Genomic DNA, 24,244 nt, shown 5'->3' with positions numbered 1-24,244 from the left:
CCTAGGAACTGGTGGTGCGGCTGGCGAGGCGTTGCTGCAGCAGGACGGCGATCACGATGATCACGCCCTTCGCGACGGACTGGGCGGAGATACTCAGGTTGTTCAGGGTGAAGACGTTGTTGAGAGTGCTGAAGATCAGCACGCCGAACACCGTGCCGACGATCGTGCCGCGGCCACCGGACAGCAGCGTGCCGCCGATCACCACCGCCGCGATCGCGTCGAGCTCGTAGAACTGACCGTGGGTCGAGCTGCCCGTGGTCGTCCGTGCCATCAGCATCACCGCGGCGATACCGCAGCACAGCCCGGCCAGGACGTAGAGCGCCGCCGTGTGACGCTGAACCTTGATGCCCGCCAGGCGGGCCGCTTCGGCGTTCCCGCCGACGGCGAACGTACGGCGCCCGAACGTGGTCCGGTTCAGGACCACCCAGCCGGCCGCGGCGACCAGCAGGAAGATCCAGACCAGGACCGGTACGCCGATCAGCGAGCCACCGAAGAAGTCGACGAACGAGTTGTTCGCGACGATCTGGGTCCGGCGGTCGGAGATGGTCTCGGCCAGGCCGCGCGCCGCTGCCAGCATCGCAAGGGTCGCGATGAACGGCACGATCTTGCCGTAGGCAACGAGTATTCCGTTGACCAGGCCACACGCGGCGCCTACCAGGAGCGCCGTACTGGCCATGACGATCCAGCCGTAGCTGTCGGCCATCTGCTGGGTGGCCAGCGTCGTGGCCCAGACCGAGGACAGCGCCAGGATCGCTCCGACCGACAAGTCGATCCCGCCGCCGGTGATCACGAACGTCATCCCGATGCTGACCACGCCGATCGTTGCTGCGAGCCGCAGGATCGTCAGCACGTTGGGCCCGGTCGCGAACGTGTCGCCTGCGGTCACCGCCCCCACGATGCACAACACGACCAACGCCACCACGAGACCGAGGTTCCGGCCGACTCCGGTGCTCAGCAGACCGCTGTTTCTTTGCGCTGTCGGCGGGACCACTGTCGCCTGGGTCGAAGTCGTTGTATCCAAAGGTGCCTCACTCACACCGAGCTTCCCTCCATTACCAAGTCGAGCACCTGGTGCTCGTCGATGTCTTGTGCGGGTCCCGTGTGGACGGCTTGCCCCTCCCGCAGTACGACGACCCGGTCGGCCAGACCGAGCACTTCCTCGACCTCGCTGGAGACCAGCACGATCGCGACACCGCTGGCGGCCAACTTGCGGACCAGGGCGTAGATCTCGGAGCGGGCGCCGACATCGACACCACGCGTGGGCTCGTCGAGCAGCAACACCCGGCAGTCCCGCAGGAGCCAGCGAGCCAGCACGACCTTCTGCTGGTTACCGCCGGACAGGTTGCGGACCGGACGGTCGACGCCGGGCGGGCGGACGTCGAGCGACTCGGCGAGTTGGGTGGCGACCTGGCGCTCGGCGGTCCGGTTCAGGAAACCGACGCTGGCGAAACGCTCCATCGACGACACCGTGATGTTCTTGAACACGGCCTCGTCCATCAGCAGCGCCTGACTCTTACGCTCCTCAGGGGCCAGGCCGACACCGGCCTTCACCGCGGACTGCACTCGGCCGGGCTTCAGTCGCTTGCCGTCGACGTGAACCGATCCGGTTGCGGCTCGGCGAGCGCCGTACACGGTCTCCAGTACTTCGGAGCGGCCGGAACCCACCAGGCCGGCGAAGCCGACGATCTCGCCGGCACGGACGTCGAAGGAGATCTCAGCGAACTCACCAGGGCGGCTGAGTCCCTCGACCGACAGGACGACCGGGGCGGTGCTCAGGATCTCGGCGCGGGGTGGGAAGACGTACTCGATCGAGCGGCCGGTCATCAACCGAATCAGCTCCTGCGTCGGCGTCTCCCGCGCGTCCAGACCGGTCGCAACGGTCGCGCCGTCCTTGAGCACGGTGACGCGGTCGCCGATCTCGCGGATCTCCTCGAGGCGGTGGCTGATGTAGACGACGGCCACGCCGCGCTCGGTCAGGCCCTTGATCACCCGGAAGAGGTTCGCGACTTCTTCCGGATCCAGTACGGCGGAGGGTTCGTCCATGACGATCAGGCGAGCGTCACGGGAGAGCGCTCTCGCCATGCTCACGACCTGTTGACCGGCCGCGGGCAGCGAGCCGACCTCACGCCGTACCGGGATCTCACCGTGGCCGAGGCCCTCGAGGATCTCGCGCGCCCGGAGCGCTGCTTCGTGGCGGCGGCTGAAACCGAAGGTCGACGGCTCGTGACCGAGGAAGATGTTCTCCGCCACGGACAGGCCGGGGACGAGGTCCAGCTCCTGGTAGATCGCGGCGATCCCGCGATCGATCGCGGCCGTCGGGCTATTCAGCTGAACGTCCTCGCCGTCGATCTGGATCGCGCCCGCATCGGGCTGGTGAGCGCCGGTCAGCACCCGGATCAGCGTCGACTTGCCGGCTCCGTTCTGGCCGAGCAGGCAGTGCACCTCCCCCGCCCGGACGTCGAGGTCGACACCGTCGAGGGCCCGGACTCCCGGGAACTCCTTGACGATGCCAGTCATGGTGAGCAGAGCGGCCTCACTCATTGAGCGACTCCTGATTCCGCCCGGCCGATCATGGTCGGGTCGACGAAAACCTGGTCGAGCGCGATCTGTGCGCCGCCACGGACGGCAGCAGCGAACCCGAGCTCGGAGCGGACCACGCGGCAGCCGCCGCCGTTCGGTGCGATCACGCGATCGCGGATGGCTTGTTCGAGCGGCTCCTTGAGCCACGGGCCGAGGGCGGCGAAGTAGCCGCCGAGCACGAGGACATCAGGGTTCAGGATGTTGACGAGGATCGCTCCCCCGATGCCAAGCCAGGCACCGACATCCTTGAGCGCGTTCAGGGTCCGAGCGTCGCCGTCCTCGGCGCGCTGGGTGATGGCGGCCAGCCGCTGCTCGACATCGAGCGACGGGTCGCGGACCGGGTCGTCGCTGTCGGTTGCCTTGTGCAGCAAAGCACTCAGGCCGACCACGGTCTCCCAGCAGCCAGTGCGACCGCAACCGCAGATCCGGCCGTCCGGAGCGACCGGCATGTGCCCGACCTCACCGCTGTAGCCGCGACCACCGCGGAGCAGGTGCCCGTTGGAGACGACACCGCCACCGACACCGACCGCGCCTGTCAGAAGGACGAGATCTTGCACTCTGCCATCTTTGCGTAACTCCGAGTATGCCGCGAGTGCTGCGAGGTTCGCCTCGTTGTCGATCAGCAGCGCGTACGACGGTTCGCCGAGCCGGGACCGCATTTCGGCGGCGACCTCGAGCTCACCCCAGCCAAGGTTCGGGGCGAGGCTCAGACCGCCGGTGTCATCGCGAACCAGACCGGGCACGGCGAGCGTGACGCCGGCGAGCTGGCCGGACCGCGCTTCCACGGCCGCCACGGCTTCCCGAATCAGGTCGGCGAGCCGGTCGAGCGTCGTACCGGGGTCGAGGTGGGCGACGTCGACCGGGACGCGGCGTTCGAGGACGGTGGCGCCGGCCAGGTCGAGCGCGGTGACGGCAAGGTAGTCGACGTTGACCTCGGCACCGACGCCGCAGACGCCGGTGCCGTCGAGCTCGACGAGCTGCCCGGGGCGGCCGAGGGCACGGGTGGAATCGGCGGAGCCTTCGCGGAGCAGACCGCGCTCGACGAGCTCGGCGACCAGGCTGCTGACGGTCGCCTTGTTCAGGCCGGTGTCGGCCGCGATCCGGGCCCGCGACTTCGGGCCTGATTCGCGGACGTGGCGCAGGACGACCGAGAGGTTGTTGCGGCGCAGGGAAACGTGATCGGCGGCAACTGCTCGATCGCCAGGACGGCGTCCGTCAGTCAGCGTCATGCCACCCCACCCCTCATGCTGTTGTGAGCCCGATCACAGACTTTGTCTGTTGAACCAACAAACTAAGTTTCGGAGAGTTTCGCGTCAAGGGGTTGTCACGATCGATTTCTTGCAACACCCTGTTCACAATTTGCACTCTCCGCCTCCCTGGAGACCGCCCATGAAGCTCTCTCGACGTACCCTGCTCGCTTCCGCCGCCGCAGCCACCGCGGCCGGATCCCTCCCAGAATTGAGTTATGCGGCCAGTCCCCCCGGTGATGTCGTCGGCAAAGTGACCGTCGGCTACCAGGGCTGGTTCGCAGCGCCCGGCGATGGTTCCCCCATCAACGCCTGGTGGCACTGGAGCAACAACTGGGGCCAGCCGCCGGCCCCCAGCAACACCGCGATCGTGAGTTGGCCGGACATGCGCGAGTACACCTCGACGTACCAGACGGCGTACTCGAATCTCGGAAACGGCCAGCCTGCAAGGCTTTTCTCGTCGTACACGCAGCAGACCGTGGACACGCACTTCCTATGGATGCAGCAGAACGGCTGCGACACGGCGGCGCTGCAGCGGTTCAACCCGACCGGCGGCGAAGGCCCGACCCGCGACGCGATGGCGGTCAAGGTGCGCCAGGCCGCGGAGCAGTACGGGCGCAAGTTCTACATCATGTACGACGCCACCGACTGGCAGAACATGCAGTCGGAGATGAAAACCGACTGGCTCAACAAGATGAGCGCGTACACCTCGTCACCGGCGTACGCGCGGCAGAACGGCAAGCCCGTCATCTGCATCTGGGGCTTCGGATTCAACGAGCCGAACAAGACCTGGCCGGCCTCGGTCTGCCTGGAAGTCGTGAACTGGTTCAAGAATCAGGGCCTGTACGTCATCGGCGGCGTACCGACGCATTGGCGCAACGGCAACGAGGACTCGCGTCCTGGCTATCTCGACGTGTACCACGCGTTCAACATGCTGTCGCCGTGGATGGTCGGCCGGATCCAGGACGTCGCGGGCGCCGATCACTACTACAACAACGTGAATCAGCAGGACCAAGCCGACTGCAACGCACACGGGATCGACTATCAGCCGTGCGTGATTCCGGGCGATCTGTCATCGGGACACCGGCGGCACGGCGACCTGATGTGGCGGCAGTTCTACAACCTCACGCGCGTCGGCGTCCAGGGTCTCTACATCTCGATGTTCGACGAGTACAACGAGGGCAACCAGATCGCGAAGACCGCGGAGAGCGCAGCCTGGATCCCTTCTGGGTCTGGGATCCGGGCACTCGACGAAGACGGTACGGCGTGCACCTCGGACTACTATCTGCGGTTGACAGGAGACGGCGGCCGGATGTTCAAAGGTCAGTCGCCGGTGACCGCGACCCGGCCGACCGTGCCCTGGCCGGCCCAAGGCAGTAGCGGTGTGACCTTCTACCAGCACATCGACTACGGCGGCACCGCTGGCGCGCTGCTTGCCAAGGGCAACTACACCCGGGCGCAACTGGTGAGCGCCGGGGTGCAGGACAACTGGGCTTCGTCGGTTCGTGTTCCGGCGGGGTGGACGGTGACAATCTTTGCCGAGGACAACTTCACGGGACAGACCTGGGTGCGGACCGCCGACACCCCGAACTTCGTGACACTGTCACCCAACGCCAACGACCAGTTGACGTCGGTTCGGATCACCTAAGCAACTTGGTACTTAGAAGAGCTCCATGCTGTCGCCGGCCGCGGTGATGACCGGGTTTTCCAGATAGAGGCGACAAGCGATCGCATGCCCGGCGCAAGTCAGCAGCGCCGGGCCTGCGGCATCAACCACGCGGTAGGCCACCGGATGCTCACAGCGCTCGACCGCACCCTCGTTCTCCTGGTTGCAGCCGAGGATGTGACAGCTGACGGTCTCCCCCACGTTCATCAGCGTGAGGCCGTGATCGGGGCAGACACCCCAACCGACACCGCAGCTCTCACCGTCGTTCGCGGCGAGTCTGACCAGGCTTCCGGCGGTCGCCTGGAGCTTGCCCGCCAAGGTCCGAAAGGTGCTCGCCGCTTGGTCGAGCTCGCGGCGAAACTCACGCAGGGCAACGGATTCCGGCATCCCGCGGGTGGCGGCATCGAGGTTCTCCGACAGCGCCATCGCGGCAACCGCGATCTCGTCGACACGGACCGGCGTACTGAACTCTCCCAGCGGTGGCACCTCGACCCGGCCGATCGGCCGCTCCGACCAGTGCTGCTCGGCGATCGCCTCCTCGGCCACCGGTGCCTCAGGTTTTGCTTCCGGTGTCGCTTCGGTGAGCTTAGGCTCCACCGGAACTCTGCTGTCCTGTGCAGTCCGCCCGTTCATTTCCGCCCCCTGGAAGTGCCGTACCAGTGCCCATGGATGGACACCGGGGCTGATCGTCGCACGTCATCGCCGCTTCAACCAGAGGTTGTCACCGCGCGTTACCCAGTGCTTTATCTCCTTTGCGCACCGCAACGAAACATCGCCGTACGCACGGTCAGGGAGACCGGACGGTCCGATTACTGGGCGTCAGGTGTCAGGCGCTCGCGGAAGAACTCCACCGTCCGGATGCGGGCCTGGAAAGCCGAGTTGGGCGGGTTCTGCTTGACCTCGCGCGTCACGACCGAGTGCGCGCTCTTGCTGTAGCCGTCGGCGTTGCCGGGAGCGGAGTCGAGTTCAATGACCTCGAAGGCGTCACCCAGCTCGGCACGCAGGGTGGCGAAGCGGTCAGCCGGCGCCATGCCGTCCTTGCTGAAGCGCAGGCCGAGGACGCACAGCCCGTCGGTCTGGGTGCGCTGCTTGACCACGTCGAGCTCGCGGCGGGACAGTCCGGGATCGCGGCGCAGCTTGGCCGTCAACGGCAGCGGAACCGACGGCTGGCTCAGGACCGGCGCCAGCACGACGTCGTCGACCGCTGTGGCGAGGCCGAAGCCACCGGTGAAGCACATCCCGATCACGCCGACTCCCTGACCCGGCGTCCGAGCAGCGAGATCTTGAGCAACGGCTCGCAGGTACTGGGTGATCGGTCGCTCCGCGTTGGCGGCGAACGCGCGGAACTCCTTCGAGACACACAGCCGGGCAACGATCCCGAGCGTGTAGAGAGCGCTCTCCGGTTTTCCCGGCGTACCGAAGGGTGACGGGATGACGACGGTGAAGCCTTCGCTGACGAGATGTTCGGCGTACCCGAGGACGTCCGGCGTCAGGCCGGGGATCTCTGGGATGACGACGACGCCCGGGCCCTCGCCCTTCTCGAAACAGTCGTAGGTCAGCCCGGCTCCGGTGAACGGAGCACGCCGCCAGCCGGCTGCTTCGGGGCTCATTGTCATGACTACTCCCTGCATCGATGTAACACCAGAGTCGAAAGGCTTGAGCAAGACGGATCCGGAGCAGTCCACTAGACGACAACCACTCCCGCCCCACCGAGGAAGTGCTCATGTACCGTCCTCTCACCTTACTCACCGGCGCCGCGCTGGTACTCACCGCAGCCACCGCGGTCGGCCCCGCGCAGGCTGCGCCGGACGAACGGACCATCAGCTACCACGGGTACCAGATCGCCGTACCGAAGTCCTGGCAGGTCGTCGACCTGACGAAGGACCCGTCGGCCTGTGTGCGCTTCGACCGCCCCGCGGTCTATCTCGGCCGGCCCGCCGCTCAGCAGAACTGCCCGGCCCACTTGGCCGGCCGCACCGCCGGCCTGATCCTGGAACCGCTCTCCGGCGCCGCTCCCCGAGCCGCCGCCGTCGCCGCAGTTGGTACGGCGGCCGCTTCCGCGCCCTCGGCCGACAACCAGATCCAGGTCGGCGTCGAGGATGCCGGCGTACTGGTGACTGCTGTTCACGGTGCGTCGGGGGAGGCTTCGGTCCGGCAGATCCTCGGCCGCGGCCGCGTCACCTCGAAGGCCGCCTCGGCGTCGTTGGTCCGTCCACGCGCGACTGCCATGGCTCCCGCCGCGTCGATCGTTGCCCCCGGCACCATGATCAACCAGCAGGCTTTCGACCAGTGCACGGCACCGTCGCTGGGCGCTATGAACGCTTGGAAGTCCTCGCCGTTCAAAGCCGTCGGCATCTACATCAGCGGGTCATCGCGTTCTTGCACCCAGGCGAACCTGACCGCCTCCTGGGTCTCGTCGAACGCCGCCAACGGCTGGTCGTTCATCCCGATCGACGTCGGCTACCAGGCCCCGTGCGGTAGCCGGAACCCGAAGATGTCCTTCGACCTGGGCACCGCGCGCTCCCAGGGCGCCAGCTCAGCGAACGTGTCGGCCGATGCGGCCGCAGCACTCGGGATCGGCCCGGGGAGCGCTCTCTACTCCGACATCGAGGCATACACGAGCACCGTCGCTTGCCGCGACGCGATCATGTCCTACATCTCCGGCTGGACCGAGACGCTGCACTCGCGCGGCTACCTCAGCGGCGTCTACAGCAGCGCCGGCTCCGGCGGCCGCGACCTGGCCAACTCCGCCGGCGACTCCCGCTGGCTGATGCCCGACCACCTCTGGTTCGCCTGGTGGAACAACGCCGCCGACACCAACGGTGGTCAGTACATCCCCGCCGGCCTGTGGTCCAACCACCAGCGCCTGCACCAGTACAAGGGCGACCACAACGAGACGTGGGGCGGCGTCACCATCAACATCGACAGCAACTTCCTCGATGTCGCCGGTAACCCGCCGCCCCCGATGACCGACGGCGTCTACCGGATCAAGGCCGAGGTCGGTGGCTTCGACCTCGACGTCCAGGACTGCCAGGCTCAGAACGGCGCCAACGTCCGGATGTGGGACCGCATCCTCGACAGCCCCTGCCAGCAGTGGCACATCGTCCGCACCGCCGGCAACACCTTCAAGATCCTCGACGGCAACACCGGCAAAGCCCTGGAGGTAGCCGGCTGCTCCACCGCCGACGCCACCCCCGTAGACCTCTTCGACGACCAGGGCACCGACTGCCAGACCTGGACCATCGAACCCATCATCGGCGGCGCCTACAAGATCATCGGCACCGGCTCCGGCAAGTCCCTCGACGTAGCCGGCTGCTCCGCCGCCCGAGGCACCGACGTCATCGTCTGGCCCTTCCACGGCGGCTCCTGCCAACGCTGGTACTTCACCGCCGTGTAGTAGTCCCCCGCGCGCATGGTGTGGGGCAACAGCCCCACCCCATCGTCACGGCAACCGCTGGGGCGGCGCCGGCCACCCACACTTCGCCGCGATCCGCTGCCACAGTTCCTGGCACAACTCAGCGAAGTACTGGTCGAGATCCGCTGCCGCCTCCAACTCACCTACCGGCACCGTCACATTGACCTTCGGTCGCTCACCAGCCCGGCTCCACCACCGCCGTATCGCCACCGCCTGCACGTCGACCAGCCCGTGAAACTCAGCCGTCCGCTCACCGAGCTCCAGCCACCACTGCGCCCACTCGGCATCGGCCTCGACCCTGTCGAAACACCGGTCCCAGGCGGCGAAGGCCAGACCTTCTCCATAACCACGGGGATCTTCGCCCAGGAAGAATCCGAGCCGCAGCACCGGCATCTCCTCGGCAAGGTCGTCATCGTCCATTGCACCACTCTCATCGGACCAGTCGATCAGCTATCGGCAGCTCGGCCGGGGCTGCCCCGGCGGGCAGTGCCGGTATCCACCCTGTGTTATCGCGTAGTAAGTGATGAAGTACGACTCCCACACTTCGCGCCAGCCTCGAGTGTTCCGCACCATCCACTTGCCTCGGCATCTGGCGGCCCGCAGCGCCGACGTCATCGTCTGGCCCTTCCACGACGGGTCTTGCCAACGCTGGTACTTCACCGCCTTATAGGGATCCGCGCACGCACCCCCTCGTCACCAGTCCAATTAGACCTAGAACAAAGTGCTTCCCGCAGCCCCCAACCGCATTGGGTACGATTGGGGGCTACTTCTGTCAATCCAGCTACCAAATCAGTTGGCGGAAAATTTGATCTTCCAATGCATCGCGATTCACGCCGTCAGCCAGCAAGAACTCAGTCCACAGATTCAAATTCATCATTCAGTATTATCTACACTGTTTGCGCTGCGAAACATCGCCACGACAGCCGCGCCGACAACGACATACAGTCCTAGGCCAACCCACCCCGCCGTACGTAGATCATTCGTGCTGCCTTTCAAGGCGATGTACGCCGCGAGCGCCGACACGAACAGATGCAGGCAAATCATCAGGGCAGACCCCCATCTCGGGACACGACGCATTCCCAGGGCACTCGCCTGCCGGGAACTTAGTGCGGGCACGAAACTTCCCAGTGCGAAGGCGACCGCGGCGGCTCCGATCGCCACGATCATAAACGATCGAAAAATAGCAACCATCGCAGCTAGAACGACAACGAATAAGCCAGAAGCTATCGGATGCATAGGATTACCCCGTCGATTGACTTCAAATAGGATACCCATTAGATCCAAACACATTTCTCATAGAACGCTACCAACGCAATCAGCAATTCAACCACCGACACAATCAAGAGGATTAACCCGATAGCGGCAGCTAGGAAAACGATGCCGGCGGCGACTCCAAATACGCCAACTCCGACGGCGGCGATGGCTGCGTAGCACATAGTGAGATTCCGTCTCGCACCAGGCGATTTCCTGGCCTTCTTTAGAATCTTCTTGGCTCTCTTCATAACTTTCTTAGCCCATTTCAGTGCCTTCTTTTTCTGCTTTAACGAAGTCTTCCCACGGTCGCCACCACCCCCCGAACCCTTATCATTCTGCTTTCCGGTGATATCCGAGCGGTTGATCGGATCCGCGGGATAATTGTAGGCATTGGCATTACCGCCGCGCACAGGATCGGTCGACGTGAACGTGCCGGTGGCGGAGTTGTAGACTCTTGCCCCCATCAGCGTGAGGCCTGACGGAGTGGTTGCACGCTGTGCACCACCCAGCCAGCCATAGTCCATCGGACCGGTCGACACACCATCGCCTGAACCCTCACCGAACTCGTCGAATTTATTCCATCCGCCCAGCGTCTCGGCGACAGCACTCCCCGGCGGAACCTCGACAGTGGTGACAATGTCGTTGTGCGGATTCACCAAGGCGAGTTCGACGCTCTCATTGTCGATGGTGAGGCCAAGGGAACCGTCCGCCAATACCGCGTAGCGGCGCGGGCCCGAAACTGTCTCTACCCAACCGGGATTGTCCGACTCGTCGCTGTAGTGACTGGTAATTGTCGTTGTTGCGCCACCGGCGATCGCCGTAGTTTCCTTGGCTCGACGGTCTGCGGCGTCCAACTCATATGTGGTCGTGCTTGAACCGACAGCAACGCTTCGAACCATGTCGTTGTCGTAATATGCCATGCTCGTCGCCCCGACGCCTGACTTCGGAGAGTCGGCTGCGGTAATTGAAGTGGTTCGGCCGAACTGGTCATAGGTGTGCGTCGATGGCCGATCCGCCGTGTCGAAGTCACGGTTCTCGACCACGCCCCCACCGGTTGGGCAGGCACCGTCAGCGACGTCAGCAGTTGCCTTACTGCGGCGGTTGCTGCTGACGTCGTACTGGTAAGACCTGGTCTGGCATGATTCACCTTCAGCCGACGCCGTCCCGGTGCGGTCGCGGACCTGGATCAAGCGGTCTGCCGCATCATAGACATAACCGCGATCGTATGGCGTTGCGGATTGGAACGCGGCACCGTCTGGTGTCCATTCATGGATGATGCGTCCGGACACGTCCCTTTCAAGTGACCACGACAGCCATGCTCCATTGGGATCGACCGTGGTGGTGCCGTCGCCATTCGTCGTCGTCACCTTGCCTGTATACCGGAGCCCGGTCTGCTCTCCGGCATTGTCGAACTCGCTTATTTGGGACACACCGCCAGGCAACTTCTGAACCGTCAAATCGGCAGCCGCGTTGTACGAACCGGCTGAGGTGAAGGTGATGCCAGCCACCTCGACATCGACTTTGGTGACCAATCCTCGATGTTCGTTGCGTCCGAGTACGTCAGCGCCGTCGTAGGTGTATCTGGTCGATCCGTTCGAATCGATCGTCGACGCGATATCGCCGGTGGCATTGTAGTTCGTAGTCGTGACACCGTCGCCACTCGGCTGATAGCTGGTCTTGCGGCCCCACCCGTCGTAGCCGGTCGTCACTGTGCTGATTGCCCCGTCGGTCTGGCGTGCGGTGACCTTGGTGGGCAGGCCAGTTGCGGCGTCGTACGTCGTCTCCTTTTCACTGTTCGGCTTCGAGCCAGACAATCCAGCCACAACGAGCTTGGTCGTCTTGACCCGACCGTCTGCGAGGTAGCTCGTGGTTCTCGTCCGCGTCACACCGGCGGAGGTCTCGACGGTCGAAGTAGGCGACAACAGATAGTCATACAACGCCGTTGTCGTCGTCGGCAACGGCTGCCCTGAACTCGGAACGGCGGCAGGCCCCGCCTGGCAAACAAGCCCGGCCAAATGCCCCTTTCCACCACAAGCGGCGGGAGTGGCCGTTGCCGCGGTGTAATAGACCGTCTTGAACGTTCCAGCGTCTGCGCCGTTCGAGCCCGGCTGACGAGTCTCGACTATGCGTCCTTCAGCGTCATATCGAGTTACGGACGTGATGTCACCAGCATCCATAGCGCCGTTCAGGTTGGCGTCGGTGGCGCTCTTCCCGGGCTGACCGAGCCTCCACAACGAGCCGTCGCCGCTGACCGGCGCGTCATAATTGGTCAGCTTCTGACTGAACTTCTCGATGTCGGCACCGGTCGCTGCGTCGTTGGCCCAAACGGTCTCGCTCGTCACCAATCGGTACGGCGTATCGGTGTCCGGGTTGATGCCCTGGTCCGGAGCTCCTTCATCGTATGCCGTGTGGAGGTGCTTCCTCGCCCAGCGAGTGGAGCCATCCTTCAAGACGGCCCAACGAGCCGGCTCGAAAACATCGGTGATTAGGGTGCCGGCCGGTGTGATCACCCTGTCCTGAGTAACATTCAGGATGTCGTTGTTGTACTTCGTGATCGTCGCGTACTGGTTCGCCGCTGCAGGCGGCACCGTGCCATCGAGGATGAGTCGCAGTGCGCGCTCGTCCAGTTCTCGGACGGCATGGCCTTGACCGTCGTAGTCGGTGGCGGTCAGTTGCCAAGCGCCGGCGCCGTAATCCGCGGTGTTCACAACATTGCCGTTGTCGTCGGCGTACTGGAGCGTGGCGTACTGCCAATCGTCTGCGTTCGGGGGGTCTGCCGGGACGTGGTCGGCACTGAACGTTGCATAGGCCTTGGCCGGTACGGCGTTCTGGTCCCACCGAGCCACGGAGGCAGCCGAGAGATCCGGCAACCCGCCGCCTGACAGTGGGATGTCGTAGACGTATTTGCCGAGTGTGGCTGTTCCGCCCGCCAAATCGCCGGCAGGACGGTCGCGGGTGACAGTGTTCAGCTTTGCCTGCGAGCCTGCCTGGACGTAATTCAGCTTGAATGGGATCTGCCCCGGCGGCTTGAGCGATGTGAGCTGATTCGCCGAGTTGTAGGTGTACTCGGTTGTGAGACTCGACCGCGGATCGGTGACCGACGCAAGACGGCCGTTACCGTCATACACGTAATGCGCGACCTGTACGGCGTCCATGGAGGCACCGCCGGTCTTGTTCGGGTTGTAGATGTCGAGCCAGACATCGACTAGCCGATTCGCTGTCGGCCCATCCGTGCCGTAAGCGAAACGCAGCGCACGGCAGCCGGGGTTCAGCACGCCTGCCGCCGGACAGGCAACTCCAGGCGGAGTAGGCGCAAGGATGCGCAGTACCCGGCCGGAGTCGTCGTAGCTGAAGCTGGTCTTCGACTCGACACCTGGCTCCGCGATCGTGTTGACGCGGAATCGGGTCGGAGCGAACGGCGAGGGCGCGTCGAGGGGTAAGTAGGTTGTGACTGCGCCTTCCTCATCGGTGTAGGTGATCTTCGTGGCGAGGCCAGTGCCGCTGACCACTAACCTGGCACCGCTGGTCCCGGTATCGTCGTTAGCGGGCTGCCATACACCGGAGGAGAACTCCACCACCCGGCGTCCGCCGGTAGGAGACTTCCAGATCAGGCTGGTCCCATCGCCGGAAACGAGTGCCAGTGTGCCGTCGACGCGGCTGGAGTCCACGACCCGTAACCCCCCACCACCAGCATCCGCACCATCGAACTCGGCGACCCAGCCGGGACCGAAGACAGCCTCCGGGCCGTCAGCCTCGTCGCCATACGACGCATGTGTACGCGAGATCGACAGATCACCCGCGTAGCCGGGGACAGAGACATCGGTCGCCTGGGTGGTGAACTCGCCGGTCCAGAGTGATACCGATCCCGGTCCGGCATCTTCCACCGGGAACTGATCGTCGAAGGCATGCGGAACCCGCTGAACGGTCGTCTTCGGTGACTGCGACCAGGTGCATTGGACCACATTGCTGTAGTTGAGGCAGACCTGGACATCGAGTTGGACCGGATGATTCGGGTTCAGCGTTGTCGGCTGGATTCCGGCCAGTTCAGGGTTCGAGTCCAGGAAGGCGTCGGTCTTGGCCGAAGCCGTGTCCCACTCTCCCTGTACGAGCACGCTCAGGCCCCGCTGATCGGCAACCGACAGCTCGGCTGAGTCCTCGTTCCAGCCATTGGTTTCGTCGGCGCTTCCGTACCCCGACACCCGCCAGCGGACCTTGGCCGTCGGAACCGGTGACTGCAGACGCGGCGGGCCGGACGCCACAATCTTCAGCTTGCCGGTCGCGACTGTCGTCTCGTTCGGGGCCGGCGAGATCATCGTCGCCTTGCCCCAACCGAAGCTGTAGATGTCCGACGTCGCGGACAGCTTGCCAGACGGGCTCTCGGCCTGAGCGGAGATCTGGTAGAGACCGCCGCGGGTCTTGTGGACGACGAACGAATACCGCGCAACCAGGGGATCGCTGGAAGGCGTGATCTTCACGGTCTCGGTCGAGGTACCCGGCCGCCCGTCGGTCGAGAAATTCGCAAGCCGGGTGACGTGGAGGTACCCAGGTGCGTTGTATCCGTTGCCTGGCGCAGTCACCGTGCATTGGAAATCCTCAGCCGGTGCATCGTCCTGCCACGTTCCGTTCAGGTACGGCGCCGGACAGGAAACTGTCGGCGTCTGCGGAGCCGTCGCCGCGGTGCGCAGCCGCTGGTTGTAGCCCACCCAAGGACCGTCGGCCCGGCCGTCATTGGACTTCGCCCGAATGTACAGCAGGGTGTTGTCCGGCAGATCGGCTGCCGGGCGGCAGCCGGAGGTGGCGCCCGAGGCGACGACGGATGAAGTACAGGTGCCCTTGACGCTCAGGGTCGATCCGCTGCCGGTGTAGAACTCGAAGATGTGCTTGACGGTGTTCGCGTCCGGATCGGTCGCCTTGGTCGTGACCCAGGGACGCAGCGTCGGCGAGTAGAGGTTCCCCGTCGTTTCGCCGGGAGCCGCGTAGGAGACCGCCTCGGTCGGCGTCACTGTGGCCGGTGCACCGGGCGGCCGGTTCCACGTGTACGAGATGAAGGGGTCGGTCGACGACTCACTGGAGCCGAAGCGCTTCCAGAAGTTGGCGTCGGATTCGTTGGCGGCCTTCAGACCGACGCCGGCTCCGACGTACTGCGTGGCCGCGGCCCACTCACGGACCAGGTCTGTCATCGGGATGCTGATCCGGCCGGCCGCGCAGGAACTGGAGAACCCCTTGGACACGGTCACCGCGCCGGAAGCCGTAGCGCGCATCGCGGGCTGATTCGCCCAGTTCGTCGAGGTTGATGTTCCCCCGGCGGAGTACAGATTGACGGCGGTCGGCGTACAGGTCATCGCGCCGTACTGGTAGAGCGACAGCGACGCCGAGACGATGTCCTTGTTGTGGAATCCGCCGGTCGGGAAGTTGAAGAACGTCCGCTCGATGTGAGTGCCGTTCTTCCCGGCCCGCAGGTCGACCCAGCTGGACAGGTCTGTCGCGACTGAGGTCTGGACGAAGGTATCGAAGGTCGGGAGAACGGTGGCCGAGGCGTAAGTCGGGTCTATGGTCACCGGGAACTGTCGGGCCGGATCCAATATCCACTGCGCATCGGGAGCGACCACCAGCGTGAATCGACCTGGTGACACCTGCTCGATCGACAACTTCACGAGCGTCTTGTTCAGCGGGTCACCCGTCGCTGGATTGGTAGCCGCGTCCCACATGTAGGCGACCGGGACCCGAGACCGTACGACGTTCTTCTCGTCGACGAACTCGATCGAGCCGCTCTTGGTCTGACGAGCGGTGAGCCCTTGTGCGCGCAGTGGGATGCGCCAGACCGGCGCCGTCGTCGGACGGCTCTTGACGACGAAGTCTGTTTCGAATCCGTTCCGGCGTACATCCATGGTCAGGTCGACCCCAGGTTGCACATCGGCGTAGGTCGCCTTGGTGCCCACGATCGTCGGCTCAGGTAACTTCCACGGCGACATCCAGTCGACTCGGTGGTTCGTGCCTGCGGCCGCCGAGGCGAAGGTACTCCCAGCGACAGCGGCACGCTTGCCGAGACGCAGTCCGAGCTTGTGGCCTTTCGGAGCGACCGATCCATCAGCGGCTTTCGCGAGGTTCAGGTCGATCGCACGCCATTGGCCGGCAGCGTTCTTGTACCGGACCGGCGCGGTGTGCGCCTCGGTCGTCATGGTGCCGTCGGGGTTCGCCCAGGTGGATTCGGTCTCCGAGCGGAGCGATTCGATCTCCACTCTCGACCCCTGTGAGCGTGCTGAGACCGCAGCCGAAACCACATCCGGTCTCGAAGCGACCTTCGTCGGGAAGGGCGGTGGATCAGCCGTCGGCGCAGCCTCAGCCGTTTGCAGGGCCTCCTGCCCGCTGAGCAGCAAGGCAAGTGACACGACGACTGCCACACCGCGCGAGAACCTCTGGCGGCGGGAACCTCGGGAACGATTCAGGGCAAACATATGACTCCCCAGCTCACGCTGACCTGGGACGGCAACTGCGACGGGCAATCGCAGAGCTGGCCAGCGACCCGCTCATCGCTACGCGCAATCGCTCCGTTACTTCTTTTGCATCAAGCTGCAGAACCCATCGGCGACGAATAGATACGTCCGGATCGGGCGAAGGCTCGATTTTCCCCGGCTTGGCGTGGCCTACACCCGGGTTGCGCGTTTTGACATCACAGCAGGCAGGCGGAGTGGACCGAAATCCTGCGATACTCCGGTCACTGACACTCTGAGACCCTTGGGGGGGTCCCCTTGAAGTTCCGCCCTGCCCATTTGGTGCGCGTAGGCGTTCCTGCGGCGATGATCGCCGGCTCGCTGGTCGTCCTGACCGGTTCTGCCGGCAACGCGGCCGAGCCGGGGCCGTACCGGCCCGCTTTCACGTCCCGTGCACAGACCGCCAAGACCGAGTTCCAGCCGAACCAGGTCATCGTCAAGTTCAAGCCGGGTGCGACGAGCAAGGCCCGGACCGCCGCGCTGTCGCGGTTCCGCGCATCCGGTGAGGCATCGCTGACGCCGAACATCGTGAAGGTGACCGGCACCGACTCGGCAGCCGAACTGCTGAAGAAGGCCAAGGCGGACCCGACTGTCGAGCTGGCCTCCCTGAACTACATCCGGCACATCGACGCCATCCCGAACGACTCGTACTACGACGAGGACCAGAAGGTTTACCTCAACACGATCCGGATGCCGCAGGCCTGGGACGTGTCGAAGACGACCGGCAGTCAGGTTGTCGCCGTCCTGGACACGGGTGTCGACGCCGGTCACCCGGATCTGGTGGGGCACCTGGTTCCCGGTGTCAACACCACCTCGCCGAACCGTGGTCCGATCGACGACAACGGTCACGGCACCATGACGCTGGGCATCATCGCCGCCGCCGCGAACAACAAGGCGGGCGTCGCCGGTATCGGCTGGAACGTCAAGGCGATGCCGGTCAAGGTGCTGCGCGCCGACGGCAGCGGTGACGACCTTGACGTCGTCGAGGGCATCGACTGGGCCGTTGCGCATGGCGCCAAGGTGATCAACATGTCGCTGAGCGGTGGCACCGACAGCACGATCATGCACGACGCCGTCAAGCGTGCGGTCGCCAAGGGCGTGACCATAGTGGTTGCTGCTGGCAACCAGGGCCTCGGGCTTCCGCGGTACCCTGCGGCCTACCCCGAGGTCATCACCGTCGGCGCGACGGACCCCGGCGGCAACCTCGTCGGCTTCAGCTCGTACGGCGACTGGGTGGATGTCGCGGCACCGGGCACCGACATCCTCAGCACCGGTGTTCGGTCGATGACCCCTCCGCAGAACGTGCCTTACTGGTACTGCACCGGTACCTCGTGCTCGGCGCCGATCGTGTCCGGCATCGCGGCCCTGATCAAGAACAAGTGGCCGACCCTCACGCCGGACCAGATCAAGGCCCGGATCAAGTCGGCTGCCCGGGACGCCGGCCCGCGTGGTGCCGACAAGTTCTACGGCGCCGGCGTCCTTGACGCGTACGGCGCACTCGGCGGCCGGTGGACGACAGACTTCCCCGTCGCCGCCGCAGACAACAACGACCAGCCGGCGCGGGCGACCGTTGTCACCACGACAGCCGCCGGCTCGACCGTGACCGAAGGTGACGTCGACTGGTACAAGGTGAGCTCAGCCGCCGCGCGGAACCTGCGGATCTCCGTGACCGGGCCGAAGTTCGACGAGTCCGTGCGCTGGGCCAACTTCGCACCGCGAGTCGACGTGTACAACAGCCAGCTGCAGGCGATCGGCGCTGCCGAGAATGCCTATCCGGACGCGGACGGCGACGGCAACCCCATCTGGGCGCCGCTGACCGCGGCAACCAATGTCAGTGCGTTGGAGGGCGACACCTACATTGCGGTGCGCAACTCCAACGGCACTCGTGATGCTCGGGCCTACTCGGTCAAGGTCGAAGCCGGCACCGCTGGCAGCGCCGCTGGCACCGATTACCCGGTGACCAATGCGACGCCGAACAACCTCTCGCTCGGACAGCCGGTCGGGGTCAAGCCCGCGGTGACGTTCGCTCGGCCGGTTGACGCGGCGACGGTGACCGACCAGACGGTTCAGCTCGTCAACGGCAAGACCGGTGCAGTCGTCGCGACGACACCGGCGTACGCCGAGGACACTCGGACGGTCACGCTGACTCCGACGGCCGCGTTGCTCGACAACTCGCCGTACCGGATTGTTGTGAGTGGTGTGCAGGAGACCGGCGGTACGGCGCTGGCGCCGTTCAGCAGTGTGTTCTCGACGGTCGATCTGGCGCCGGCAGCGGTTGGGGCGTTCGACGCGACTGGGTCGTTCCAGAAGGCGAACCTGTCGTGGAAGATCCCGGCACTCGGTGACCTCGACCAGATCATCGTGCGGCGGTTCAACGGCACCTCGGTACCGACGTTGACGAGCGGAACCCTGGTCTACTCCGGGACGGCGTCGAGTTTCCAGAATGTCGGGCTCCCCCAGGGAGTGACCTACACCTACGCCGCCTGGGCCAAGGATCGGTCCGGCAAGGTCAGTGCGCGGAACTCGACGCAGCTGAAGGGCATGAAGTCGGGGATCTCGACGACCGCCGCGAAGCTGAACATCGGCGGGACGATCACGCTGAAGGGCAGCACGCTGGGGATCGACGGCAAGGCGTACCCGACGCTGCCGATGAGCCTCTACTCGCGGCCGGCGAACGGGACGGCGTTCAAGTTGCTGGCCACGCTGGGCTCGTCCTCGACGGGCACGGTCAGCTACACCTTCAAGCCGGGCTACTCGGCGGTCTACATGCTGACCTTCGCCGGCAACGGTGACCTGATGGGTACGCGGACCAACGACATCACCGTCCTGGTCACACCGACCATCTCGTCGACGCTGTCGCCGTCGTCGATCAAGCTGGGCTCGTCGACCAAGCTCAGCGGGGTTATCAACCCGGCGCACTCCGGCAAGTCCGTCCAGCTGCAGCGCCTCGTCGGCAAGACGTGGACCGCAGCCGGCTCGGCCAAGCTGGGCTCCACCGGCGCCTACGCGTTCGGCATCAAGCCGACCGCCAAGGGCAAGATCGCCTACCGCGTCTACTTCCCGAGCGACGGCGACCACACCCTGGCCTACAGCGCCATCCGGACCCTCACGATCACCTGATCCACAGGATCCACAGCTGATGTGAGTGTGCCCCGGCCGATCATGGCCGGGGTACACGCATGTCCGGCCCATCACAAGTGAAGACGGGCGGCCTTGAGCACCGTTCAGTCATCTGGAGCCCGCAGAAATGACTGATGCGGACACAAGGTGCCACCGAGGCGAGGCCTTGAGCACCGTTCAGTCATCTGCGGTCTGCGTTGATGCCTGGTGGGGGCTCAAGGCGGGCGCTGACGCCCGGACTGTGGCGGGGTCAGGGGGCGTAGTGCTGGATGGTGCCGCCGTTGCTCAGGTCGACCAGGGTGTGGGCTAGAGCGCTGGCTTCGGCTAGGACTTCGGGGAGGTTGAGTTTGGTTAGCTGGCGGTTGCGGACTACTACTTCGCCGGCGACCAGGACTGTGTGGACGTCGGAGGCTCGGACGGAGTAGACGAGGGCTGCTCGAGGGTCGTGCAGGGGTTGGTTGTGGGGAGCGGAGAGGTCTAGGAGGGTGATGTCGGCTTGGCGGCCCGGTTCTAGGGCGCCTAGGGAGTGGGGCTGCCCGGCTGCGGCGGCGCTGGCGCGGGTGGCTAGGCGGAGGGTTTCGGACAGCGGCATGGATTCGGCGTTGTTTTGCTGGTGTTTTTGGGTGAGGGCCAGCAGGCGGAGGGATTCCCAGACGTCGAGGGTGTTGTGGACTGCTGCGCCGTCGGTGCCGATGCCGATGGGGATGCCGGCTTCCTGGAGTTGCTTGATGGGCGTTCCGTTGCCCATGGCAAGTTTTAGGTAGACCTTGGGGCAGGTGGCGACCGCGGTGCGGTCGGCGTAGCGCTGCAGGATGGGCAGGTCGGTGGCCCGGATGCCGCAGCCGTGGGCGATGAGGGCGCCTGCGTCGAGGACGCCGGTGCGGTCGAGGATCTCGATCGGGGTGGCGCCGTGTTTGTCGACGGAGGCTTGGGTTTGGGCCTCGGTCTCAGCGGCGTGCAGGTGGATGCGGAGGCCTTCGGCGCGGGCGACATCTGCGGTACGGCGGAGGTCGTCGTCCGAGACCGTGTAGGTCGCGTGCGGGCCGAGGCTGGCGGTGATGCGCGGGTGCAGGGTGGCGAGGTCGCGGGTGGTGGCGATCGCTGCGTCGATGCCTTCGGGGCCAACTGAGGAGAAGTACGTCGGAGCGAGGTCGGCGCGGATGCCGGACTCGATGGCGGCCTGGGCGATCTGGTCGGCGTGGAAGTAGTGATCGACGAAGGTGGTCACTCCGGCGAGCAGCATCTCGGCGCAGGCCAGGCGGGCGCCGACGCGAACGCGTTCGGGGGTCAGGTTCACCTCCATCGGCCAGATGCGCTGGTTGAACCAGTCGTCGATCGACAGATCCTCGGCGGCACCGCGCATCATCACCATCGGGCTATGCGTGTGCGAGTTGATCAGGCCCGGTACGGCGAGCAGGCCGGTGCCGTCGATTGCCTCGACGGGCGCGACTGGCGTCGTACCGGCTGTTTGGGGTGGTTCGGGCGGCTTGGTGCCGGTGGGGACGATGGCGGTGATGAGCGAGTCAGCCAGGTGGATGTCCTGGGCGGTGGCGATGATGCATTCACCAGTCGAGGGGACGAGCAGGACGTCGACGTTGCGGATCAGCACCTTCCCAGAGGTGCTCACGGGTGGCGGCCTGCGAGGACGCAGAACTCGTTGTCCTCGGGGTCCACGAGGACAACCCAGGTCGCGTCGTTGCCTTGGCCCACGTCGGCGGGGCGCGCACCTAGGTCGATCAGGCGGCGGACCTCGTCGTCCTGGTCGCGATCGGTGGGATTGACGTCGAGGTGGATGCGGTTCTTGACCGTCTTCGCTTCGGGGACGTAGACGAAGGTCAGCGTGGGCGGCAGCGGGCCGGGGCGGTTCCGGCCTTCGGGGACTGCCGGGGAACCGATCGTGATGAGGTCTTCCTCGACGAGTTGCACCTCGTAGTCGAGGACTGCGCACCAGAAGCGGGACAACGCGCCCGGGTCGGCACAGTCGATCGCCAACTCGGTGAGCTTGCTGGCCATGATGGACCTCCGGGTCGAAGTGAGAACGCTGGCTTATTGTTCCCCACAGGACACCCGGAGGAGATGAGTTTCGGATGCAGTTTCTGGTTTCCGTGATCGACGACAAAGCCAACCCCGGCAGCACGGACCGGCAGGCTGCCATCAGCGAGTTCAACGAGCGGCTGGTCGCCGAGGGCTACTGGGTCTTCGCGGGCGGCCTCGCCGACACGAGCGCGGCAACGGTGATCGACAACCGTGGCGAGCAGGCAGTGCTGAGCGACGGGCCTTTCGTGGAGTCGAAGGAGTATCTGGCCGGTGTCTGGGTGTGGGAAGCGCCTGACCTGGATGCAGCACTCAAGCTGGCCACCGAGGCTTCGAAGGTCTGCGACCGCAAGATCGAGGTCCGGCCGTTCCAGTGAGTTAGCAGTCGGCGGCTAGGCGGGGAAGGCCTTCCAGTGGCCTTCGGAGATGATCTCGACGGTGCCGCCGCCGGTCACTTTGATGGCGGTCTCGTCGTCGATGGCGTAGGCAGGACCGGCGATGTCGGCGGCCCAGCTCTCTGCGTTGGCCAGGGTGTTGTCGGGCATCTGCTCGTGGTCCAGATGCGGGTAGATCGAGAAGTCGACGACGCTGAGCGTGCGGTCGTCCGGCGCGTCCGGCCAGCTGACGAAGTCGTCACCGATCCGCGGTGTCAGAACCATGCTGCCGGCGCTCATCCCCACCCAGACCGTCTCGGATAGCGTCGGGATGACGTCGACCAGCCCCGACTGTTGCATCCAGTGCGACAGGTACGTCGCGTCACCACCGTCCACCAGCAGTACGTCGGCCTCTCGGACCCACGGCAGCCACCGCTCCTCGCCGATGGTGGGCAGCGCGGTTAGCTCCAGGACACCCAAGGACGCCCAGCCCAGGCTCGTCAGCCTGTGGAACGGCGGCTCGCCGACGACGCTGCGTCGTACGGACTGGGGTCCCAGCATCGGGTGGCCCCACTGCGCCGTCGGGATGTAGAGCGCCCGCGACTCGGAGATCGGCTTGCCCAGCAGATCGACCAGCGCATCGCGGATGCTGTCGTTCGACACGCCTCCGGATGTGAGCAGAAGCTTCACGGCACCTCCAGGTTGATGGGCCCACGGACGAGACATCGTTACATGATCCGAGGGGAACATATGTTCGAATCTAAGGTACAGTCCCTCGCATGGGTGCTGATCTTCAGGGCTCGTTGCTGGATGCTTTCGAGGATCCCGGGTTGGGGTCTCTCGATGGAATCACACGGGCGGAGCTTGGGCAGGGCGCTTGGGTCGATGTGTTGCCGGGGTGGTTGACCGGCGCGGACCAGGTGTTCGAGCGGTTGGTCCGGGATGTTCCCTGGGCCGCTGAGCGGCGGCAGATGTATGACCGCGTGGTGGACGTGCCGCGACTGCTCTGCTTCTACGAGGAGAGTCATGACCTTCCGGTGCCGATCCTTGACGAGGCTCGTGACGCTTTGAGCGAGCACTACCGCGAAGAGCTCGGCGAGCCGTTCCGCACCGCCGGGTTGTGCTTCTACCGCGACGGCCGCGACAGCGTCGCCTGGCACGGCGACCGCATCGGCCGCGGCAACCACGAAGACACCATGGTCGCGATCCTGTCCGTCGGCGAACCCCGCGTCCTGGCCCTCCGGCCCCGGCCCGGCAATTCGGCCGGCCCGGTCAGCTCCACCATCCGCTACCCGCTCGGCCACGGCGACTTGATCATCATGGGCGGTTCCTGCCAACGCACCTGGGAGCACGCCATTCCTAAAGCCAGCGGCCGCATCGGGCCTCGCATCAGCATCCAGTTCCGCCCCCGCGGAGTCCGCTGACCGCGAGTTGTCGACCAGCCGGGGTCAGCTGTGCAGGGCTATTGCCGGACGAGAGCAGCCGGGTCCAGTCGGATCGGGTAAGGCGCCTCGATCGTGGAGACCACTCCCCCGAGCGCTGTGAGCGTCCGGCGGTACCTGCCCTTGCTGAGCTTGGATGCGATCAGGTGCGGGTGGCCGTCTGGCTCCAGGCGCCAGTAGTGATGGATACCCGCTTCGGCGTAGAGCTGGGGTTTGATGATCCGATCCTGCGGCTGCGTGTGAGGTGAAACGATTTCCACCGCAAGCAGCACGGCGGCGCTTGGGCATCGCCAGTTGTCAGTTGCTGTGGCAGCACGGTCGATGACCACCAGGGATTGCCTCGATGTCTTCGATGGTCCACGGCCCGACATGACCCACGAATGCGATGCTCATCGATCGTCCTTCCCGCTCCCGGTACGCGGCTTAGTTTTGCATGTCTCAGGCGGCCAGTGGGTTGGCCAGCAGGGGTTGGTAGAGGTGGTCGGAGGTGGCTATGTAGAAGGCGAGTAGGGGGACTTGGGCGGCGTGGCAGAGGTGGGCGGCGGCGGTGGACCATTCGTTGTCTATGTCGGGCCAGATGGGTGGGCCGGGGCGGCCTAGGGCCAGGAGGAGGGCTGCGAC

General features: G+C 65.3%; 17 protein-coding genes. 5 read left to right on the top strand and 12 right to left on the bottom strand.

Annotation, left to right across the window (positions count from 1 at the left end):
• Position 1 precedes the first annotated feature (1 nt).
• From E1263_RS11275 to E1263_RS11265, 3 genes are read right to left on the bottom strand one after another with little or no spacing between them, the layout of a single operon-like run.
• Positions 2–1,036, bottom strand: a complete 1,035-nt coding sequence (locus E1263_RS11275) for an ABC transporter permease (RefSeq protein WP_132167185.1) — start codon at positions 1,034–1,036, stop codon at positions 2–4.
• Positions 1,033–2,541: a sugar ABC transporter ATP-binding protein gene (locus E1263_RS11270; protein ID WP_202868828.1), complete on the bottom strand. Its 1,509-nt coding sequence runs from the start codon at positions 2,539–2,541 to the stop codon at positions 1,033–1,035. Before E1263_RS11270 ends, E1263_RS11275 begins: the two co-directional genes overlap by 4 nt.
• On the bottom strand, positions 2,538–3,809 hold the full coding sequence (locus E1263_RS11265; protein ID WP_132167184.1) for an ROK family transcriptional regulator: 1,272 nt from the start codon (positions 3,807–3,809) through the stop codon (positions 2,538–2,540). Before E1263_RS11265 ends, E1263_RS11270 begins: the two co-directional genes overlap by 4 nt.
• A gap of 160 nt (positions 3,810–3,969) precedes the next feature.
• Here E1263_RS11265 and E1263_RS11260 point away from each other — a divergent pair, with 160 nt between their 5' ends.
• Entirely contained in the window at positions 3,970–5,475 is a 1,506-nt protein-coding gene (locus E1263_RS11260; RefSeq protein WP_132167183.1) for a glycoside hydrolase family 99 protein, read from the top strand.
• Positions 5,476–5,487: 12 nt separating this feature from the next.
• Here E1263_RS11260 and E1263_RS11255 read toward each other — a convergent pair whose 3' ends face one another.
• Together E1263_RS11255 and E1263_RS11250 are read right to left on the bottom strand one after the other, a co-directional pair.
• Complete coding sequence (locus tag E1263_RS11255; protein ID WP_132167182.1) at positions 5,488–6,090, bottom strand: hypothetical protein; 603 nt, start codon at positions 6,088–6,090, stop codon at positions 5,488–5,490.
• A gap of 212 nt (positions 6,091–6,302) precedes the next feature.
• Entirely contained in the window at positions 6,303–7,109 is an 807-nt protein-coding gene (locus tag E1263_RS11250; protein WP_132167181.1) for a dienelactone hydrolase family protein, read from the bottom strand.
• Between the two features lie 107 nt (positions 7,110–7,216).
• Here E1263_RS11250 and E1263_RS11245 point away from each other — a divergent pair, with 107 nt between their 5' ends.
• Positions 7,217–8,890: a glycoside hydrolase domain-containing protein gene (locus E1263_RS11245; RefSeq protein ID WP_132167180.1), complete on the top strand. Its 1,674-nt coding sequence runs from the start codon at positions 7,217–7,219 to the stop codon at positions 8,888–8,890.
• Positions 8,891–8,935: 45 nt separating this feature from the next.
• On the opposite strand, the gene E1263_RS11240 is transcribed toward E1263_RS11245, so the two are convergent.
• Positions 8,936–9,328: a hypothetical protein gene (locus E1263_RS11240; protein WP_132167179.1), complete on the bottom strand. Its 393-nt coding sequence runs from the start codon at positions 9,326–9,328 to the stop codon at positions 8,936–8,938.
• An 854-nt stretch (positions 9,329–10,182) separates the two neighbouring features.
• Positions 10,183–16,401 carry an RHS repeat-associated core domain-containing protein gene (locus tag E1263_RS11235; protein WP_165956576.1) on the bottom strand — a complete coding sequence of 2,073 codons (6,219 nt, stop codon included), beginning with the start codon at positions 16,399–16,401 and terminating at the stop codon, positions 10,183–10,185.
• Positions 16,402–16,911: 510 nt separating this feature from the next.
• Between E1263_RS11235 and E1263_RS11230 the strand changes: the two genes are divergently transcribed.
• Complete coding sequence (locus E1263_RS11230; RefSeq protein ID WP_238161179.1) at positions 16,912–19,773, top strand: S8 family serine peptidase; 2,862 nt, start codon at positions 16,912–16,914, stop codon at positions 19,771–19,773.
• Between the two features lie 250 nt (positions 19,774–20,023).
• Here E1263_RS11230 and E1263_RS11225 read toward each other — a convergent pair whose 3' ends face one another.
• Together E1263_RS11225 and E1263_RS11220 are read right to left on the bottom strand one after the other, a co-directional pair.
• Complete coding sequence (locus tag E1263_RS11225; RefSeq protein ID WP_202868827.1) at positions 20,024–21,400, bottom strand: amidohydrolase; 1,377 nt, start codon at positions 21,398–21,400, stop codon at positions 20,024–20,026.
• A complete protein-coding gene (locus tag E1263_RS11220) occupies positions 21,397–21,786 on the bottom strand; it encodes a VOC family protein (protein WP_132167177.1) in 390 nt (129 codons plus the stop codon). The genes E1263_RS11225 and E1263_RS11220 overlap by 4 nt, the downstream gene beginning before the upstream one ends.
• A 74-nt stretch (positions 21,787–21,860) precedes the next feature.
• Here E1263_RS11220 and E1263_RS11215 point away from each other — a divergent pair, with 74 nt between their 5' ends.
• The gene (locus E1263_RS11215; RefSeq protein WP_132167176.1) at positions 21,861–22,184 is read left to right on the top strand and encodes a YciI family protein; all 324 of its coding nucleotides are present in this window, start codon (positions 21,861–21,863) and stop codon (positions 22,182–22,184) included.
• Between the two features lie 15 nt (positions 22,185–22,199).
• Here E1263_RS11215 and E1263_RS11210 read toward each other — a convergent pair whose 3' ends face one another.
• Positions 22,200–22,871, bottom strand: coding sequence for a Type 1 glutamine amidotransferase-like domain-containing protein (locus E1263_RS11210; protein WP_132167175.1), 672 nt, complete (start codon positions 22,869–22,871; stop codon positions 22,200–22,202).
• 89 nt (positions 22,872–22,960) lie between these two features.
• Here E1263_RS11210 and E1263_RS11205 point away from each other — a divergent pair, with 89 nt between their 5' ends.
• Positions 22,961–23,605, top strand: a complete 645-nt coding sequence (locus E1263_RS11205) for an alpha-ketoglutarate-dependent dioxygenase AlkB (RefSeq protein ID WP_132167174.1) — start codon at positions 22,961–22,963, stop codon at positions 23,603–23,605.
• A gap of 38 nt (positions 23,606–23,643) precedes the next feature.
• Here the strand turns inward: E1263_RS11205 and E1263_RS11200 are convergent, their stop codons facing one another.
• Both E1263_RS11200 and E1263_RS42660 read right to left on the bottom strand, forming a co-directional pair.
• On the bottom strand, positions 23,644–23,994 hold the full coding sequence (locus E1263_RS11200; RefSeq protein WP_132167173.1) for a Uma2 family endonuclease: 351 nt from the start codon (positions 23,992–23,994) through the stop codon (positions 23,644–23,646).
• Positions 23,995–24,061: 67 nt separating this feature from the next.
• Positions 24,062–24,244, bottom strand: a 183-nt coding sequence (locus tag E1263_RS42660) for a hypothetical protein (RefSeq protein ID WP_165956574.1), incomplete at its 5' end; no start/stop codon positions are given.

The sequence above is a fragment of the Kribbella antibiotica genome (genome assembly GCF_004349055.1).
GTDB lineage: Bacteria > Actinomycetota > Actinomycetes > Propionibacteriales > Kribbellaceae > Kribbella > Kribbella antibiotica.
Note: the sequence above shows the minus strand (reverse complement) of the source record. Positions and strands in the feature narration are given on the sequence as shown.